The sequence below is a fragment of the Hyunsoonleella sp. J2K-J805 genome (assembly GCF_057167125.1).
In genome coordinates, this window is sequence record NZ_CM169901.1 from 2338041 (window position 1) to 2357281 (window position 19241).

Annotated in this window: 19 protein-coding genes; 7 read left to right on the plus strand and 12 right to left on the minus strand. The window is 34.2% G+C overall.

What is annotated here, in order from left to right; genetic code table 11:
* Nucleotides 1-3: 3 nt before the first annotated feature.
* A complete protein-coding gene (locus AC1B0Z_RS10430; protein ID WP_483791927.1) occupies nt 4-2169 on the minus strand; it encodes a histidine kinase in 2166 nt (721 codons plus the stop codon).
* A gap of 220 nt (nt 2170-2389) precedes the next feature.
* On the opposite strand from AC1B0Z_RS10430, the gene AC1B0Z_RS10435 reads away from it, so the two are divergent.
* Nucleotides 2390-3103, plus strand: coding sequence for an SIMPL domain-containing protein (locus AC1B0Z_RS10435; RefSeq protein WP_483791928.1), 714 nt, complete (start codon nt 2390-2392; stop codon nt 3101-3103).
* A 13-nt stretch (nt 3104-3116) separates the two neighbouring features.
* The gene (locus AC1B0Z_RS10440) at nt 3117-4271 is read left to right on the plus strand and encodes a vWA domain-containing protein (protein WP_483791929.1); all 1155 of its coding nucleotides are present in this window, start codon (nt 3117-3119) and stop codon (nt 4269-4271) included.
* A 104-nt stretch (nt 4272-4375) separates the two neighbouring features.
* Here AC1B0Z_RS10440 and AC1B0Z_RS10445 read toward each other — a convergent pair whose 3' ends face one another.
* A complete protein-coding gene (locus AC1B0Z_RS10445) occupies nt 4376-5380 on the minus strand; it encodes a PorP/SprF family type IX secretion system membrane protein (RefSeq protein WP_483791930.1) in 1005 nt (334 codons plus the stop codon).
* A gap of 137 nt (nt 5381-5517) precedes the next feature.
* Here AC1B0Z_RS10445 and AC1B0Z_RS10450 point away from each other — a divergent pair, with 137 nt between their 5' ends.
* The 5 genes from AC1B0Z_RS10450 to AC1B0Z_RS10470 all read left to right on the plus strand — a co-directional run bounded on the left by AC1B0Z_RS10450 (nt 5518) and on the right by AC1B0Z_RS10470 (nt 10217).
* Nucleotides 5518-6423, plus strand: a complete 906-nt coding sequence (locus tag AC1B0Z_RS10450; protein ID WP_483791931.1) for a NifU family protein — start codon at nt 5518-5520, stop codon at nt 6421-6423.
* A gap of 82 nt (nt 6424-6505) precedes the next feature.
* A complete protein-coding gene (locus AC1B0Z_RS10455; RefSeq protein ID WP_483791932.1) occupies nt 6506-6706 on the plus strand; it encodes a dodecin family protein in 201 nt (66 codons plus the stop codon).
* Nucleotides 6707-6794: 88 nt separating this feature from the next.
* Nucleotides 6795-8900: a thioredoxin domain-containing protein gene (locus AC1B0Z_RS10460; protein ID WP_483791933.1), complete on the plus strand. Its 2106-nt coding sequence runs from the start codon at nt 6795-6797 to the stop codon at nt 8898-8900.
* Nucleotides 8897-9250 (plus strand): DUF1304 domain-containing protein, encoded by a 354-nt coding sequence (locus AC1B0Z_RS10465; RefSeq protein WP_483791934.1) that lies wholly within the window; start codon nt 8897-8899, stop codon nt 9248-9250. Before AC1B0Z_RS10460 ends, AC1B0Z_RS10465 begins: the two co-directional genes overlap by 4 nt.
* 151 nt (nt 9251-9401) lie before the next feature.
* Nucleotides 9402-10217, plus strand: coding sequence for a mechanosensitive ion channel family protein (locus AC1B0Z_RS10470; protein WP_483791935.1), 816 nt, complete (start codon nt 9402-9404; stop codon nt 10215-10217).
* Here the strand turns inward: AC1B0Z_RS10470 and tsaB are convergent.
* The 10 genes from tsaB to AC1B0Z_RS10520 form a co-directional block, all read right to left on the minus strand.
* Nucleotides 10214-10885, minus strand: coding sequence for a tRNA (adenosine(37)-N6)-threonylcarbamoyltransferase complex dimerization subunit type 1 TsaB (tsaB, locus tag AC1B0Z_RS10475; protein WP_483791936.1), 672 nt, complete (start codon nt 10883-10885; stop codon nt 10214-10216). The two genes, AC1B0Z_RS10470 and tsaB, sit on opposite strands and share 4 nt — an antisense overlap.
* Before the next feature lie 2 nt (nt 10886-10887).
* Nucleotides 10888-12219, minus strand: coding sequence for a TolC family protein (locus tag AC1B0Z_RS10480; RefSeq protein WP_483791937.1), 1332 nt, complete (start codon nt 12217-12219; stop codon nt 10888-10890).
* Nucleotides 12220-12221: 2 nt separating this feature from the next.
* The gene (locus AC1B0Z_RS10485; protein WP_483791938.1) at nt 12222-13343 is read right to left on the minus strand and encodes an efflux RND transporter periplasmic adaptor subunit; all 1122 of its coding nucleotides are present in this window, start codon (nt 13341-13343) and stop codon (nt 12222-12224) included.
* A 104-nt stretch (nt 13344-13447) separates the two neighbouring features.
* Nucleotides 13448-14692 (minus strand): ABC transporter permease, encoded by a 1245-nt coding sequence (locus AC1B0Z_RS10490; protein ID WP_483791939.1) that lies wholly within the window; start codon nt 14690-14692, stop codon nt 13448-13450.
* A 1-nt stretch (nt 14693) separates the two neighbouring features.
* On the minus strand, nt 14694-15923 hold the full coding sequence (locus AC1B0Z_RS10495; RefSeq protein WP_483791940.1) for an ABC transporter permease: 1230 nt from the start codon (nt 15921-15923) through the stop codon (nt 14694-14696).
* Nucleotides 15916-16617, minus strand: coding sequence for an ABC transporter ATP-binding protein (locus tag AC1B0Z_RS10500; RefSeq protein ID WP_483791941.1), 702 nt, complete (start codon nt 16615-16617; stop codon nt 15916-15918). The genes AC1B0Z_RS10495 and AC1B0Z_RS10500 overlap by 8 nt, the downstream gene beginning before the upstream one ends.
* A 107-nt stretch (nt 16618-16724) precedes the next feature.
* Nucleotides 16725-16943 carry a hypothetical protein gene (locus AC1B0Z_RS10505; protein WP_483791942.1) on the minus strand — a complete coding sequence of 73 codons (219 nt, stop codon included), beginning with the start codon at nt 16941-16943 and terminating at the stop codon, nt 16725-16727.
* A gap of 171 nt (nt 16944-17114) precedes the next feature.
* Nucleotides 17115-17645, minus strand: a complete 531-nt coding sequence (locus tag AC1B0Z_RS10510; protein ID WP_483791943.1) for a DUF420 domain-containing protein — start codon at nt 17643-17645, stop codon at nt 17115-17117.
* Nucleotides 17638-18384, minus strand: coding sequence for an SCO family protein (locus tag AC1B0Z_RS10515; RefSeq protein WP_483791944.1), 747 nt, complete (start codon nt 18382-18384; stop codon nt 17638-17640). The genes AC1B0Z_RS10510 and AC1B0Z_RS10515 overlap by 8 nt, the downstream gene beginning before the upstream one ends.
* A complete protein-coding gene (locus AC1B0Z_RS10520) occupies nt 18368-19090 on the minus strand; it encodes a hypothetical protein (RefSeq protein ID WP_483791945.1) in 723 nt (240 codons plus the stop codon). The genes AC1B0Z_RS10515 and AC1B0Z_RS10520 overlap by 17 nt, the downstream gene beginning before the upstream one ends.
* Between the last annotated feature and the right edge of the window lie 151 nt (nt 19091-19241).

The following is a 19241-nucleotide window of genomic DNA, read 5'->3' on the forward strand; positions in this document are numbered from 1 at the left end:
CCCCTAATCCTTCTTTAGCGTTACCACAACTCTAGTTCCTGTATCCTCTTCATCTTGAAAATCATCCACAAATACATCCACCTTATCCTTATACATATCATTTAAAATGGCCACACGCTTTTTGATATTGCCCATGCCTTTGGAGTTTTGTTTCTTTTGATTTTTAGTTTTTAGTGCTTTCGATTTTTCACGCCCAATACCATCATCTGTAATCGTGATTTTTATCTCATCTTCTTTTTCTTGGGTAATTGCAATATTTAGATGCCCTTTTGATTTTTTGTAACGTAGCCCGTGCCATACCGCATTTTCAATATAAGGTTGTAAGAGCATTGGCGGTATTACGAAGTTTTCCACCTTTATTTTTTCGTCTACATGAATGCTGTAATCAAATTTATCTTGAAATCTAAAATGCTCTAATTGCGTATACAGTCCTAGCAATTCAATTTCTTTTTCCAGTGGAATAAAATCTTCCTCACTGTTTTCTAAAACAGCTCGCATTAATTTTGAAAAATCGGTTAAATACTTGTTGGCCGTCCGTTCATCATTTGATGCGATAAAACTATTAACGGAATTTAATGCATTAAAAATGAAGTGCGGATTCATCTGACTGCGCAATGATTTTAAAGCCAGTAAATTATTGGCCAACTTTTGTTGACGGATATATTTATACATTAAAAACGCCACAAGTAGCAATAGAAACAAACCTCCAATCAAGGAATAGATTATTATTTTTTGACGCTTGGACTGCTCAACAGTTAATTGATACTGACTCTCAGATAACTCCCGATCGCTCTCCAAACTGTTAATTCTATTCTGCTTTGTAGACAAGTCTTTTCTAAAAAGTGATGCTTGAGAGATCTCTTGCTCTTTTTTTCGGTAAAGTTTGTCCACTACATCCACATATTCTTGGTAAGCTTCTAAAGCTTTTGAGAAATCTCCAGTAGTTTTAAACACTTCTGAAAGTCTTCTGGTGGCATCTTTTTGTACCACCAAATCTTCTTTGGTTTCAGCCTCTGCAATACTTTCTTCCAAATACTCTATAGCATTGCCAAAATCATTTTGTTCTGCGTAGGCTCGTCCTATTTTATATTTTTGCTTTTGAGGCGTAAGCGGACTTTCGTTATCTAATATAGAATCCGTTTCAATGTCCTTTATATCTTCTAAGGCCTGTTTCCGTAGCACAATCTCATCTGCAAAATTTGATACGGTATTTTGAAAATCGGCCACTTTTACCTTTTCCTCAATAGCTCGTTTTTTGGGTTGTGTATTTGCTAATTTAAGCGACTTATCAAAATACACCTCGGCTTCCGCTACTTCTCCCTTTTCACTTAAAACCTCGGCAATTTTGGAATTTAAATCTGTGACCTTTGGTGTAATTAAGTGTTTTTGTGCAACTTCTAGTCCCGCGTTATAGGTACTAATAGACTTGTTAAATTCGCCTGTGCCTTTGTAAACATCACCCAAGCCTTCATAAAGCGAAACCATCTGATAATTAGAAAGTGAGGTTTTATCTATACCACTGTACTCTTGTATACTTTCCTGAAAATTTTTGTTTAGCCTATAAGCATTTGCCAATTTTAGTCGGGTTTCATTGGTATCTTTACTTTGGAGGCTAATCCGGTAGTTTGAAACTGCCAAATCGTATTGTTTCCAGAACATATAGATATCTCCAAGTACTTCGTAAGCATCGCCATTTTCCTTTTTTGAATTACTATATTCTAAAGCATCAGCAACAAACTGAATACTTTTTTGGGCATCTTTTTTAAGGTAGGTTTCTGCGGAGTCTATCAATGTATTGAATTCTGAACCTCTTATTCTTCTAAATTTTTTACTTACCGATTTCTCTTCCTCACTAGGTTCAACTTCAACTGTAATGCGCTCGTTGCTCTCAATAATATAATGTATAGTTTCAAAATCCTTATGCCTTATAATAAGTTGATCTCCTTTACGGGCTTCAATTCTAAATTCGCCAAAAATATCAGTAGTAGTATAAGAACCACCATTTACCTGAATATTTACATTGGGAATAGGATTGCGCGTATCTTGTTCTATCACAGAACCCCTGACAGTAAACCTTTGAGTGTTACCCAAAAGATTATCCTGCGCTTGTATGTTAAAGCCTCCGAAAATTAATATCAGGCACCATATATATTTAAGATGATATTGCATATCTCTATTTAGAATAGCTAAACTTACGCACTTTCATTGGCATATTAAAATAGGCGTTCTTGAAAAACGCTCGTTTTAACTTCAAAATAGCGCGGTTTACCCATTTGTATTATTGCCAAACTCATTGAAACGTCCTGTTCACTCATTCGTCTTTTTTTTAGAAATACTTTGGTAATAGTTTTACTGCAAAATCATATTCAATCAAAAAACATAAATCAAAATGAAACACACATTTAAGCTCTTCGCATTACTTTTTCTATGTTATGCATTTAGTTTTTCACAAAGCGGACAAAAGAATTTTATCGACCAACCTTTTATTGAAGTGACAGGTACCGTTGAAACTGAAATAATTCCAAATGAAATTTTCCTGAAAATTGTTTTAAATGAAAATGACAAAAGAGGGAAGTTAAGCATTGAAAAACAGGAAAATCAAATGATTTTAACTTTAAAGACTTTAAATATTAATATTGATAAAAATCTTTCTGTTTTAGATTTTAATGGAAGTTACCATAGGAAATTTTTAGGTGATAACGAGGTTGTTAAAAACAAACACTACCAGTTAATAGTAAACGATGGAAAAACGCTTGGGGAAGTTTATGAAGCCCTAGATGCTTGCGATATTTCCAATATTTCAATTACAAAAACAAGTCATACTGAACTTGAGACTTTTAGAAGAGAAACAAAATTAAAGGCTCTGAAAACTGCTAAAGAAAAAGCCAATGCGTATACAACAGCCATTGGGCAAACTATTGGGAAAGCCATATTCATCCAAGAAATAAGCTCCAATAATTTTAACGTTTTAGCTAATCAACTTAATGGTATTAATTCAAATTATACCCAAGAATACCAGTCATTTGCAAGAAACATAGAGAACTTAAATCTGAAGCCCATAATACTTAAAGAAACGGTTATGGCAAAATTCATCTTAAATTAAAAAACGTAAAATCATGAAAACATTATTTAAAAACTTTATGCTGGTAATAGCTGTTTTAAGCCTCACGGCATGCAACGCAAACAACAAAAAACAAAGCTATGCAATAAACGTAGTTGAAACCGAGCACCCAGAACCCAACAAACAATTTATAAAAGTGGCGCTATTACTAGACACAAGCAACAGTATGGATGGTTTGATAGACCAAGCTAAAGCACAACTCTGGGAAATTGTAAACGAACTCTCTTACGCCAAATGTGGCAATGGTAAGCCTAATTTGCAAATTGCTTTGTATGAATATGGCAACGACCGATTACCAGGAGAGGAAGGATACATCAGACAGGTATTGGCCTTTAGTGGCGACTTGGATGAAATTTCTAAAGAACTATTTTCCTTAACCACAAATGGCGGAAATGAATATTGCGGACAAGTAATTCAAACATCCTTAAATCAACTAAACTGGGGTAAAAACCCAGATGATTTAAAACTGATATTTATTGCGGGTAATGAACCGTTTACTCAAGGCAGGGTGAACTACAAAGACGCATCAACAAATGCCAAAGAAAAAGACGTTACGGTAAATACCATTTTCTGTGGGGATTATAATCAAGGTATTTCTACATATTGGAAAGCAGGTGCAGATTTGACAAAAGGCGACTATATGGCGATTAACCATAACAAAGCTACAGTACATATTGCTTCGCCATATGATGATGAAATCCTTCAATTAAATATTAAATTAAATAAAACATATGTGGCTTACGGAACACATGGTAAAAGTAAAATGAGAATGCAGGCAGAACAGGATATGAATGCCAGTGGTTACAGTAAGGCTAATGCTGTGAGCAGAACAGTTAGCAAAAGCTCGCACTTGTATAAAAACTCTCGATGGGATTTAGTAGACGCTGTTGAAGAAGAAAAAGTAAGCGTTGAAGATATTGATAAAGAAGCTTTGCCAGAGGGGTTAAAAAACAAATCTTCTGAAGAAATAAAAGTTTACGTTTCAAAAATGAAAGAAGAGCGTGAATCTATTCAAAAACAAATTCAAGAATTAAACAAAAAACGTAAAGCTTACATTTCTGAAAAAGAGAATAATACAGAGAATGGTTTAGAAAATGCAATGACAAAAGCCATCAAAACCCAAGCTAAAAAGAAAAAGTACACTTGGTAAAAACATAACTCGTCATTACGAGGGAAGTATGACTGAAGTAATCTTCTTCTTAAAATTTATGAGATTGCCACGTCGTACCTCCTCGTAATGACAAAATCCATATTTTAATTAACCGCTGGACAATTACACTCGTAACGTTCTCTTCTACAGCTAAAGTTGTAACCTAAAGTAAGTTGATGAAATCCGCCGTTAGTAAAAACCACAGAATTTGTTTGATACGTATACGTATACGCAAACATAAACTGATTGTAGTTTACACCAATTAAAGGTGTTATTTGCTGCAACTTTTGGCTACTTACACCCCCAGAATTATTTAAAAACTCGGCACCGTCTAAACTCTGTCTATATGACAATCCACCCCAAAGTGTTCCAAATTCCATTTGCTTATAAGCCTTGGCATTAAAATCTACCATAGATTCCTGTGTACCTTCTCTATATTGAAACATCACAGACGGTTCAAAACTCCATTCACTACCTAGTTTACCAAAAACGCCTCCAACAGACAATAAGTAACGTCTTAAATTGCTAGTGATTAATACGTCATTATTAATACCTTCGTTTTTAAGCACATTTTTTATAGTACCATGAGCATAAAAGTCTAGGTAATGATAAGAAAAACCAAAATCAATATTAAAATTAGTCGCGCTTTGTACTACGCCTTGTACAATTGGATCTTGCCCATCAAATGGAAAGGTAGTTTCGTCCAATTGATATTGAATAAAACCAGCACTTAAACCAAACGACAACATATTTAAATCCACCTCACTTCTAGAAAACATCAAATGGTGAGCATAGGTTAAATACGCCCCTGTCTGCGAGTGAAATCCGTTTTTATCAGCATACAATATGCCTCCAATACCTGATGGAGAATCTCCAATTCTACCATTAACGCTCAATGTCATCAATCTCGGAGCATCTTCATGTCCAAACCATTGTTGTCTGCCTGTTAAACGCACTTTTGCACAATTAGCGGCACCTGCCATGGACGGGTGTATTAAATAATAATTATCCGTTAAATAATCTGTATATATTGGAAGTCCCTCTTGGGCATTGGTATTCGGAATGCACAACATTCCAACCAGTAATAAAAAAGTATATTTCAATCTCATAGGTTGCAATCTAGGTAAACTGGTGTTTAGTAAACGTTCTCTTTTTCAAAAAATTACATCCAGAAAACATAATAACTAAACTCAAATATATGGATAACTAGGTTTTCTTTTAGTATTTTTGTAAAAAAATAGCTAAAATGAGCAATTTCAAGGTTTCTGTGCAAGAAACATCTAATAATACCATAGTTAAATTTGAAGTTAACCAGTTTATAACAAAGCATCAAAGCTTTGAGTTCAGCAATATAGACGAGGCAAAAACTTCACCCTTGGCGCAACAATTATTTTACCTTCCTTTTGTAAAAAAGGTATATATCTCAGGAAATTTTGTCGCGGTAGAACGCTACGATATTGTGGAATGGAATGACGTGCAAGATGAAGTTGCACAGCAAATTGAAGCTTATCTGAATGATGGTGGCGTTGTAATAACAGAAGAAGCTACACCAAAAAAACAAACACCAGTAACTGTTTATGCTGAAGCTACACCAAACCCAGCAGTGATGAAATTTGTTGCCAATAAAAAGATTGCAACCGCAATGTTTGAATTTACTTCCATTGATGATGCCAAATTATCTCCACTTGCAACTGAATTGTTTCATCTTCCGTTTGTAAAAAGTGTATTTATTGAAGAGAATTATGTTTCGGTTACTAAATATGACAGAGCTGAATGGCAGGATATCACGGTTGAATTAAGAGAATTCATTAGAAATTTTATAGCTGATGGAAAAGAAATTGTATTGCCTGAAGCTGTTGAACAAATGGAAAAATCGGCACCTCAACTAGACAGAAAGTTTGAAGGATTGGACGATACCTCTAAAGAAATTGTAAATATTTTAGAGGAATATGTAAAACCAGCTGTAGCCAGCGATGGTGGCAATATTCAGTTCATAGGTTATGATGCCGATGTTAAAAATGTAAGTGTGTTACTTCAAGGCGCTTGTAGTGGATGTCCATCTTCTACCTTCACTTTAAAAAATGGTATTGAAAATATGCTAAAACAAATGTTACCTGGAAAAGTAGAGACAGTTGAGGCTGTTAATGGGTGACCCAAAGTAAAATATCGTGTCTAACTTTGTATCTTAGAGAATTATACTCTCGCAAATTTTTATTAACCAAAAATCCAATATTATGGCAGTATTAAAGGTAATCGAAGTTTTAGCAAACTCAGAAAAAAGTTGGGAAGATGCAACTAAAAAAGCAGTAGCACAGGCATCAAAAAGTGTAAAAAACATCCGTTCTGTTTACGTTCAAGACCAAAGTGCAAGCGTAAAAGACGGTGAGATTTCAGACTTTAGAGTAAACGTAAAAATTACTTTTGAAGTAAAATAAGTTAAAACTTTTTTAAAAGATAGCGTTCTCCCGAAGCTTCGGGGTTGAACGCTTTTTTTATGATTTTCTTTTAAGTATTTTTGAAAATATGAAGTACTTCCTATTATTAGTTCTGATTCTTTTCATAAGTTGCAAAAATCAGAATATAGAAACCACGAATAAGCACAAATACACTAATGCGCTTATTCATGAAACCAGTCCGTATTTATTGCAGCATGCGCACAACCCTGTAGATTGGAATGCTTGGAATGATGAAACACTTCAAAAAGCAAAAGACGAAAACAAATTAATATTAATTAGCGTAGGATACTCGTCTTGTCATTGGTGTCATGTAATGGAACACGAAAGCTTTGAAGATAGTTTGGTCGCTCAAGTCATGAATGACAATTTTATAAACATTAAAGTGGATAGAGAAGAGCGTCCCGATGTAGATCAAGTATACATGAATGCTCTGCAATTAATGAAAGGCAGCGGAGGTTGGCCCCTTAATGCCATTGCATTACCTGATGGAAGACCAATTTGGGCAGAAACTTATTTACCAAAAACCCAATGGATTAGTTATTTAGAACAAATATCAAAACTCTATTTGGAAGCACCTGATAAGCTTGCACAACAAGCAGAGAACATTCAAAATGGCATCAATTCTATTTCAGTTGTTAAGGTGAATAGTAACGCTCCTGTTTTTGAAAAAGATTTTGTCGCTGAAGCTGTCACCAACTGGTCCAAACAGTTTGATAATACATTTGGTGGCACCAACCGCGAACCTAAATTTATGATGCCTAGTAACTATCATTTTTTATTGCGATATGCGCATCAAACTAATGATGAAGGGCTTTTAGATTTTGTGAATCTAACGCTTAAAAAAATCGCTTATGGTGGTGTTTATGATCATGTTGCTGGGGGATTTTCCAGATATTCAACAGATAGGAAATGGCACGTACCTCATTTTGAAAAAATGCTGTACGACAATGCGCAATTGGTAAGCCTGTATTCAGACGCGTATTTATTGACTAAAGATAAATTGTATAAAGAAATTGTTCAAGAGACGCTAGAATTTATTACCAAGGAAATGACAACACCTGAAGGAGCCTTTTATTCTTCTTTTGATGCAGATAGTACGAATTCTGAAGGTGAACTTGAGGAAGGAGTTTTTTATGTATGGCAAAAGGAAGAACTAAAATCGATTTTAAAAGAAGATTTTGACTTGTTTTCGAACTATTACAACATAAACAATTATGGGCTTTGGGAAAAAGACAATTATGTGCTTATTAGAAAAGATGATGACACAGAGATTTTGAAAAAGCATAGTATTTCTCAAACTGAATTGGATGAAAAAAAGACAAATTGGAAATCTACACTTAAAGACATAAGAAACAAAAGACCTAAACCAAGAATGGATGATAAAGCCTTAACGTCTTGGAATGGTTTGATGCTCAAAGGCTACGTTGATGCCTATCGTGTTTTTGATGAAGAAAACTATCTGCAGGCTGCAGTAAAAAATGCTGAGTTTATCAAATCTAAAGTATTGAGAAAAGATGGTGGTTTAAATCATACATACAAAGAAGGGAAAAGTAAAATAAACGGTTATCTGGAGGACTACGCAATCGTAATGGATGCCTTTATCGCATTATATGAGGTAACTCTAGATGAAACATGGCTAAATATAGCAAATGAGTTGGGAGATTACGTCTTTAAACATTTTTATGATGAAACCAGTAAAATGTTCTTCTACACTTCGGATGAAGATGCCGCTTTAGTGGCCAAAAACATTGTGTATTATGACAATGTGATTCCGGGCAGTAATTCCATTTTGGCTAAAACCCTTTTTAAACTCTCGCATTATTTTGACAATACTTCATACGAAAATGCTGCTATTACGATGTTAAACAATGTAAAACCAGAGATGCTAGAATACCCTACGGCCTATTCTAATTGGTTTGATTTAATGATGAATTATACCAATCCGTTTTACGAAGTTGCCATTTCTGGAAAAGATGCCAAAGAAAAAATGTCAGAATTAAACCAAACCTTTATCCCTAACAAACTAATTGCTGGCAGTACTTCTGAAAATGAAATGCCTTTACTTAAAAACAGATTTAATCCAGAAGAAACCTTAATTTATGTTTGCGTAAATAAAGCGTGTAAACTGCCCGTTTCTGAAGTGAATAAAGCTATTAAACTGTTGAACAAATGAGTGCTTTAGCTATTGTTTTTATTACCATTGTCGCCCTAGAGCACCTTTACTTTTTAGTGCTGGAAATGTTTTTATGGACCAAACCAAAGGGTATTAAGACTTTTGGTTTAAAATCTAAAGCATTTGCTGAAGACACAAAGGTATTAGCTGCTAATCAAGGACTATATAATGGTTTTTTAGCAGCGGGGTTACTATTTTCAATTTTGATCAATGATAAAAAAGTTGCAATATTTTTCTTGATCTGTGTGACCATAGCAGGCATTTATGGGTCTTATTCTACAAAGCAAATAAAATTGTTTTTAATACAAGCGGTACCCGCAATTTTAGCACTATTTTTTTGCTTTATTTAGATTCCCGTTTTCATGGGAATGACAAGTTCAAAGGAAAACTTAACGCTATGCATTAAGGATTCTCTAATTAATTAATCATTTTTTATCATTTAATCACTTAAAAACTAACTAATAGTTTTTAATTTCGTACTTACTTAAAAAACTAAAATTTATGGAAAACGTAGACAAATATCTAGACATGGCGCAAGGCTTTATTGTTGAATATGGCCTAAAAATTATTGGAGCCATTGTAATATGGATTATAGGTTCGTGGATTATCAAAAAAATCACTAATGGTGCTAGAAAAGTAATGTCTAAAAAAGATTATGACGAGAGCTTACAGAAGTTCTTACTTAATCTAATAGGATGGATATTGAAAATCCTTTTATTCCTTGCAATCTTATCGCAATTAGGGGTTGAAACTACTTCGTTTGCAGCAATTTTAGCTGCTGCTGGTTTAGCTATCGGTATGGCCTTACAAGGATCTCTAGGGAATTTTGCTGGCGGTGTACTATTGATGATTTTTAAACCAATAAAAATTGGTGATTTAATTGAAGCGCAAGGTGAACTTGGTGTGGTAAAGGAAATTGAAATTTTTACAACCAAAATAGTTTCTCCAACGAATAAAGAAATCATTATTCCTAATGGTGCACTTTCTAACGGAAATATTACCAATTATTCTACCGAAGGCAAATTAAGAGTAGATTTAACAATTGGTGTGAGCTATGATGCAGATATAAAGGAAACAAAGAATGTTTTGATGAAAGTATTAACAGATAATCCGAAGGTTTTAAAAGACCCTGCTCCATCTGTAAACGTATCAGAACTTGCTGATAGCTCAGTAAATTTTGCTGTAAGACCTTACGCAACAGTTGCTGATTATTGGGATGTGTATTTTAGTACTATCGAAAAATGTAAATTAGCTCTTGACGCTGCTGGTATTGAAATTCCTTACCCGCACAGTGTGGAGATACATAAAGATGCTTAAGATTTTGGCTTAATTGCAATAAAATCTTTTAAATAATAAGGCTCAAAATAAGCGACATCTTCGGTGTCGCTTATTTTGTATTTACCATAAGCCAACATACCCATTTCACTCGCTGAGGGTAATTTATCTTGAACAAAAACTGCATTGGGATGCTGTATTAAAGATTTAGTTTTTTCAACACCATTTCCAATAAAATATACTTTACCTTTTTCTAAATATTTTGAAAAAGAAGAATTATCTAAAATTTGCGCTTGCGTTTCCCTTATTTGACGATAGTCTTTATCAAAAATAGCGGAGTACACCTCCATACGCCTTGCATCCAACATTGGTATAACAACACCATCATTAACTGAAACCTGATGTGCCAAAACCTCTAAAGTTGGTAAAGCGATTAACGGCCTATCTAAGGCGAAACATAGCCCCTTTGCCGTAGAAACCCCAATTCGTAATCCAGTATATGACCCTGGCCCTTTGCTAATTGCAATAGCATCAATCTGCGAACGAGAAACTCCAGCTTTATTTAAAACTTCGTCAATAAAAACATGTAGTTTTTCGGCATGTGAAAAACCATTTCTAGCATCTTCCTTTAATGCTATTGTTTTTCCTTCCTTTGAAAGAGAAACAGAACAGTTTGTAGTAGCGGTTTCAAGATTTAATATGTAAGACAAAATTAGTTAGTTAAAGATTTACCCATGTAAAAGTCTAAAACTTTTGTCTTAAAAACAAAATCGTACTTTGCATTGATTAAAGCGGACTCGGCATTTATAAATCTTACTCGAGATTGCTCCAATTCGAAAACGTTCATCACACCAATATTGTAACGGTCTTGTGCATTTTGAAATGCTAATTCCTGAGATTTCATAGATTTTTCTGCTGCAACAAACGCTTTAAATGCCGCTTGCGCATCAGTATAAGCACGCTGAATATTAGATTCTAAATCTAACTTTGCCTGTTCTAATCCTAACTTAGAATTTTCTTCTTGAATAAGTGATCTTGCAACCGCCGTTTTATTTTGGTATCTGGAAAATATAGGTATTCCCAAATTTACAGTAAAGGCATGTGCCTTTTGATTATCTAACTGTGATAACAAATCTTGTTCATTATCCAATACGTTGGTAAAGAAGGCGTTGGAACCAAAGCCATAGTTAAAAGTTAAAGATGGGTAATAGCCTGATTTTGAAATTTCTGTACCTAACTCTGCATTTTCAATACGTTTTTCTGCAACTTTTATCTCTACCCTGTTTTCAAAAGCATAATCTATAATAGGATTTACGTTATCGTACAATAGCGCTTTTGATGGGCTGCTTACCTCAATAATCTCAACGTCAAAACCTTCAAAAGGCAATTGTAACAATTGTGATAATGTGAGCAATGATAGATTATAATTATTCTCAGCAATGGTTAGGCTTTGTTCATCAGCACTAAACGTTGCCTCTGCATCATAAATATTCACTTTTGGCTGTGTGCCAGCATCAACCAACTCTTTTACCTGCTCTACCTGTTTTTTTGAAAAGTCATATTGGGCTTTTGCGGTCTCTAGGCGTTCTTTATTGAATAAAACATTAAGATAGGAATTCACCACATTCAAAGAAATATCATCTTTTATTCTGCTTAATTCCAACTTACTGGTTTCAAGGTTTAACTGCGATTGTTTGTACAAATTAGTTAACCGAAAGCCATTAAAAATAGTTTGGTTTGCACTTATACCTATACTAGTACTGTTATCAGTTCTATCAACGAATTGTCCAGGAAAAAGCTCTCTGTTACCTATGGATAGGTTATGTCTAATATTTCCATTTACTGATGGTAGAAACTGTCCTTTAGCCTCAATAACATCTTGTTCATTTAAGAGAATATTATTCTCATTTTGAGATACTGTGATATTATTCTCCAAAGCATAATTTACACATTCTTGCAGCGTCCACTTTTTTTGTTGGGAAAACACGGATAGTCCAACCAACAATGTGCCTAAAACAATTGTATTTTTAATAAACTTACTCATACTTAATCATCGTTTTCTTCATCTTCCTTATCATCAGAAGCTTTGTTCCAAACTTTAATTTTATCGCCTTCTTCCACACCATCTAAAATTTCAACATTAATCCCATCCGAAATTCCAATTTTTACATCTTTCTTTTTGAATCTTCCATCTTCATTTTGAATCTCTACAAAAGGTTTATCACTTGATCTCTTGTATTGCAGTAAAGCTTCTTTAATAGCCAAAACACTGTCTTTTCCTTCCAAATCTATTTCGGCATTTGCACTATAACCTGCTCTAATATTTGCAATGCTATCTAGCTTTACATTAGCTTTAATTGTGAACTGAACTGCGCCATTTTCTTCTATACCTTTTGGTGCCACAAAGGTTAATTTTGCCGGAAATTCCTTATCATTTATGGCTCCAAGAATAACTTTAATATCCTTTCCTTCTTCAAGTTTTCCAACTTCTGCTTCATCAACTTTTCCTTCAAATATCATATTGCTCATATCAGCAATGGTAGCAATGGTAGTACCTGCATTGAAATTATTACTTTGTATTACCTGATCTCCCTCTCTCACCGGTATCTCAAGTATAGTACCCGATATTTGCGCAATAATATTTGTATTTGCCGCACTGCCTCCTGATATAGAGCCACGCTTTATAATTTGGTAATCGTTTTGTGCCTGTCGAAGCGTTTCTTTGGCTTGATTAAAATTCAACTCGCTGTTTTCAAAAGTTTGAATGGAAATCACTCCTTTTTCAAACAATTTTTTATCTCTGGCAAATTGCACGCCAGCATTATCTGACGATAATTTAGCACTAGCAATTCTACTTTTAGCATTAGCCAAACTTTGTTCGTTTGGCACAACTCTAATTTTAGCAATTAAATCGCCCTTTTTAACTTTATCACCTTCTTCTACAACAATTTTATCTACGATACCAGTAATTTGAGGTTTCAATTCAATTTCCTCCTCCGGATTTAATTTACCTGTGGCTACAGCTTGAGAGCTTATAGTCGTGTAAAAAGGTTCAGCCACATCAAATTCTTCGATGTCTTTCGAATTGGCATCCATAAAATATTTTAACACAAAAACTAAAGCGATTACCGCTAATAGAACTAAAATAATTTTTACTGTTTTATTCATTTGATTATTCTTATTATTAATAGTTTGTCAAATGGTGCTTCTACAATGACATTGCATAGTTGAAAACAATTATTTATTTGTAGAAGGTTCATTTTTTTGATTGTTTATTCTTCTCTTAATGCTTCAATAGGCTTAACACTTGTGGCTTTAAAGGCTGGAATTAAGCCTATTAAAACCCCTAATATTATTAAGATTAGTAAAGCTGCTAGCACTACAGCAATAGATACCGAAGGATTAACTAGAGTAGCATCTGGTCCTTGACCTGCAGTAGCATTTATTATCATTAATGTAAAACCTCCAAATATGATTCCTATAAAGCTTGCAATTAAGCAAAGTACGATAGCCTCAAGTATAACTTGACTTTTTATTTCTAGCGGCGTTGCTCCAATTGCGCGTCTTAAACCTATTTCTTTTGTGCGTTCTTTAACTGTGATAAGTAGTATATTACCAATAGCGAAAACACCTGCTATTAAAGTAGCAATGCCCACAAACCATGTTAAAAACTGCATGCCTTTTAAAAAACCTGTAACTTTTGCAAATTGCTGTCCAGCATTTGCACTTCCAAATGCCCTTCTATCATCAGGATGTATTTTATGTGTGTTTTTCAGCAATAATTTACTATCCTTCTCTACTTGAACTATATTAAATTCAGGTTTAGCGGTAATAACCATCCAACCTATTCTACCTGCCTGATTAAAAATTTGCTGAAATGTGGTGAAGGGGATATGCATGTTTATCGGCGGTCCCATATTGATATTAGAAACTTTAAAGACACCTACTACTTTAAAGTTAATGCCATTAATCTCAATATATTCTCCAATTGCATTTTCATCTTTTTCGAATAACTGCTTATATACATCTTCAGAAATAACAGCTACTTTTCTTTTGTTTATCATGTCGTTTTCATTTATAAAACGTCCATGAATAAGTTTCTTCTTTTCAACTTTATCCAACAGAGGATAATCGCCCGCTATTTGAAAAGTACCAGATAAAAATCCCCTATTAACCTGAGAACCTCTTTGGTTTCTTGGAACCACAAATTCTACTCCAGGAATATTTTCTTCTATCCTTTTTGCATCAGACAACATTAATCTAACTCTTCTGCCTTCCTGAAAACCCTTAAAGGGCTTAGCTGTTCTTTGGCCCCAAATAAAAACGGTATTGGTAGCAAAATCACCAAAAAGTCTGTTAAAAGAATTTTCCATGCCTCTAGCCGAACCTAATAAAACTATCAAAAGAAATATTCCAAAACCAACACCAAAAATAGTAACAAGCGTACGTAATTTATTCTTACGAATACTATCGTACAACTCTTGCCATGTATCGCCATCAAACAAAAACTTTATCATTTTATTCGTTTCTTAATGCTACAATTGGCTTTATTTTAGAAGCTTTATTTGCTGGTAAATAACCAGCTAAAGCACCTGATATTATTAATATGATAGTTGCTCCAATAACCACACCTGTGTCAACCCCAGGATTGGTAATAAAATAATCTTTCAGTCCTGGCCCTACTAACTTTAATACTGCTGCTCCGATTAATAAGCCCATATACCCTGCAATAGATGTAATTAATATAGATTCTAACAAAATTATAGATACAATAGATCGGGGAGAAGCTCCTAAGGCCTTTCTTACACCAATTTCTTTGGTACGCTCTTTTACTATAAATACCATAATATTACTGATACCCATAATACCTGCTATGAGTGTACCTGACCCAATAAAGAGTACAATAATATTTAGCACAAACATCATTTGGCTAACACCCTTAGTGCCTTCAGCAAAGTTTCTTACACGTATAGCCCTCTGATCATCTCTGGCAACATCAAACTTATCTTTTAGTTTTCTTGTTAAAGAGTTTCCAAAGGCAATAGCTTGATCGTAACTTAATTTTGGGTTGTAAGTCAAATGAATGAAATCTATGTAGTCATTATTTCCATAAACCCTTTGGGCTGTGGTAATCGGAGTATATATGACTTTCTCCTCATTATCTCCCTCGTCATCTGAAAAAACACCAACTACCTTATAGGGTATACCATTAAGATTGATATATTTTCCGATAGATTCTTCATTAGCAAACAAATCTTCATCAATAACCTCTCCAATAACGGCAACCTTTGTTCTATTCTCCAAATCTGAATTGTTAATATATCTGCCCTTTTCAACTATATTATTTTCTATGTACATGTGTTCTGGATGAACAGCTCTCACCTGATAAGAATCTTTTGCTCCTTTGAAAGATGCTTCAACATTCCTATTTACTTTAGAGGTAATATACTCTACGTTATTTCCAAATTCATCCAATATATAGTCATAATCTTCATTCTTGAATCTAATACGTCTACCAGACTGCATTCCTTTATGCGCCTTGGTTGTTCTTCCGGGGAAAATAACTATTGAGTTTTGAGCGTCTGTTCCAAACAACTCGATAAATGTATTTTCAAGCCCATTGGCAATACCAAAAAGTATGGTAAACAACAAAATAGCAAAGGCTATAGTAAACCCTGACAGTAAACTACGTGTTCTGTTTTTGTTTATACTTTGAAATATTTCCCGCCAAAGGTCTAAATCAAACATACTGACTTGCTCTTACCTGTGTTACTTTTTTATCTTCCATAATAACGCCGTCACGAAGCCTTACAATGCGCTTACACATGTTGGCAATATCTTCTTCGTGTGTTACCATTAAAATGGTTTTACCTTCGTCATTTAGTTGTTGGATAAACTCCATGATTTCATACGAAGTAGTGGTGTCCAAGGCTCCTGTAGGCTCATCTGCCAACAACAATTTGGGATTCGCAGCGAGCGCCCTAGCAATGGCAACACGTTGTTTTTGACCACCAGATAATTCCTTAGGTAAATGATCTGCCCAATTGGCAAGCCCCACTTTTTCTAAGTGAAACATCCCCAATTCTTGACGTTTTTTGCGTTTTAAACCTTGGTAGTAAAGAGGCAATGCCACATTTTCAAGGGCATTTTTATAATTGATAAGGTTGAAGGATTGAAATATAAAACCTAAAAATTTATTTCTATAAACTGCTGCTTTTTTTTCGGTAAGGTTATCAATGGGTAGTCCATCCAGTATATATTCGCCAGAATCAGCAACATCAAGCATTCCTATAATATTCAATAATGTAGATTTTCCAGAACCAGAAGACCCCATAATGGCAACCATTTCGCCTTCTTCAACAGATAAATCTATACCTTTTAAAACATGTAAACTGGAGTCTCCTATGGAATAGGATTTGTGTAATGCACTTATTTTTAGCATTTTTTGATTGATTGATGCGTTAAACTAGTCACTCTTAACGATAGTACTTTGCAATAAGACTACAATTACAAAGAAATGTTACATATAAAGTTAAAAAAAAACTTTTATTACTTTTTTAACTTATAGAACTTCCTGTAAATCAGGTATCCCATACCTGCAACAAGGACATATGGAATTGCCATGAGATACATTATACCATTATTGATACCCTGGGCCGCAGTTTGCCCTTCCTCACTTTCTAAAACAGCTCTGCACATTGCACATTGGGCACTGGTATTTAAGAAGCAGAAAAAAGAAAAAAGAATAAAAACTATTTTGTTTTTCATTTTTTGTTTTGATGATCCCAATAAAAATCAGGATTAATTCGATTTACTATGTTTTGCGCGTTCTGTGAACTTCAAAATACAATTAGTTCTTATCTAGATCCCGCCTTTGGCGGGATTAATTCAACCATCCACATTATGTACGTTCTGCGAACTTAATAAAGTGGGGTTTCATTAATAATAAGGAGAAATCATAATATAAACCACCACACCCGTTATAGCTACATAAAGCCATAGTGGAAACGTGATTTTGGCTATTTTTTTATGCTTTTCAATATTATTGGTAATAGCCCTAACATAAGTAATAAGTACAAATGGAATCACTGCTATTGACAGTAAAATATGTGTAATTAAAATAAAATAGTACACGTACGCTATAACACCTTCACCTCCAAATTTTGTAGAATCGCTCGTCATATGATATGCTACATACATCACCAAAAACAAAACAGACAAAATAATGGCAAATTTCATTAAACGTTCATGTAGTTTTATTTTTTTATCTTTAATAGCAATAAAAGCTAGCACTAGCACAAGGGCGGTTATAGCATTAATGGCTGCATAAATCGGTGGTAAAAACACAGGTAGTTCTACATCAATCTTAATACCAAACAGAACCGCAACAACTACAGGAATGGCTATGGATAACACAACTATTAATTTGTTGTATTTTTTTTCATTAAGTAGGGCTTTAGAATTACTCATTTAGCAACTTTTTAATATCTTCTTTTAATATACTTATTTGTTCTTGTTCACCATTATCATCAGCCCCTTCTTCTTCAGAAGCTACACCGCGATAGTAAATTATTGGGTTTCCAAATGCATCTTTTCTAGATCGGATAAATCCATTTTTATCAATTAAGGCAAAATTACCAGAATGCTCAAAACCACCTTCTACATCTTTATTTTCCGCAGCATAAATATAAAAGCCTTCATTGGCTAGTTTGTAGATGTCATCCTTATTTCCCGTTAACAAATGCCAATTAGGGTTTGTTATACCATAAGTATCTGCGTATGCGTTTAAAACCTCTGCAGTATCATGTTCTGGATTTATGGTGAAGGAGGCCACCCCAAAATTCTCAAAATCCTTAAATTCATTTTGAATTTTAATAAGATTGTTATTCATCCTTGGACAGATTGTTGGGCAAGTAGTGAAAAAGAACTCTATAACATACACCTTCCCTTCGTAACTGTTATTGGTAATAATTTGCCCATTTTGATTGGTAAAACTAAAGGCTGGCACTTTTCGTTTTGTACCGTTGTTTTCAATAAATACCAAATCTGAGGCAACAGCGTTTTTTTCTTCAGCAAAATCACTCCTGCTCTCTTGCCTTGTGATGTCGTTATTACTTATTCTATCCACGATTTTAGGAACAAAAAGAATCCCGAATACCAAAATAATAAATGCAATACCTATGTATGAATAATTAGCTTTTTTCTTCATCTCCTTTTATGTCTTCTGTTCTTCGCGTATCTGAGTTAAATTCTCCCTTACGTTTTTGTCTGTATTCGGTAAATAAAATACGGAGGTCTTCGCTCATTTTATTTTTAATTGTAGCCACCTCTATACAATTGTACGAATCAAGCCCGTAAACAGGTTCGTTTTTTTCTATTTCATTGTCTTCCCGATCATCAATACGACCGCGCTGGTTTAAATCTTTATCAATAACAAACACATCGTCTGTAGCATAATTAGCATTTAAAGGCGTGCTATACTTCAAGCTATTAAAAACCCCTGTTATTTGCTCTGGCGTGCCATATACAAGATGCAAAAAGCGCAAATCCTCATAAAGACTGATTTCTTTTCGCAGCTTTTTAGCATCTGCCATACTTTCCTTTGGTGCAACCAATACTATTTGAAATTTTTTGAAACCCTTAAACTTATCATAAACCAACTCTTTCAAATTGGACATAGCAGTCAATCGTTCCATAGGTTTCGTTCCCAAAAAGCTTAAAACAGTAATATGTTCTTTTAAAACAATACCCTCCTCAGAATCGGAAGAAAACTCATTTAAGTCCTTTACATTCTCACTTACAATGTCAAGCGGTGTATAATTATGCGTAGCTGGATACAGAAACAATAGAAAGGTAACTGGAAGAAAAAAAAGAATTCCTAAAATAGCATACATACCTAACTTTTTATGATTCATTTGCACGTTTTATTACCTAGTTTATTGCTTTTGCAAAAATAAAAAAGGTGGTTATCAAAAACCACCTTCAAAATATATTTTAACACTAATTTGTGCTTCTATCCAGCAAGCGCCAGATTAATTCAACTTACCATTTCGTGTTCTATTTAAA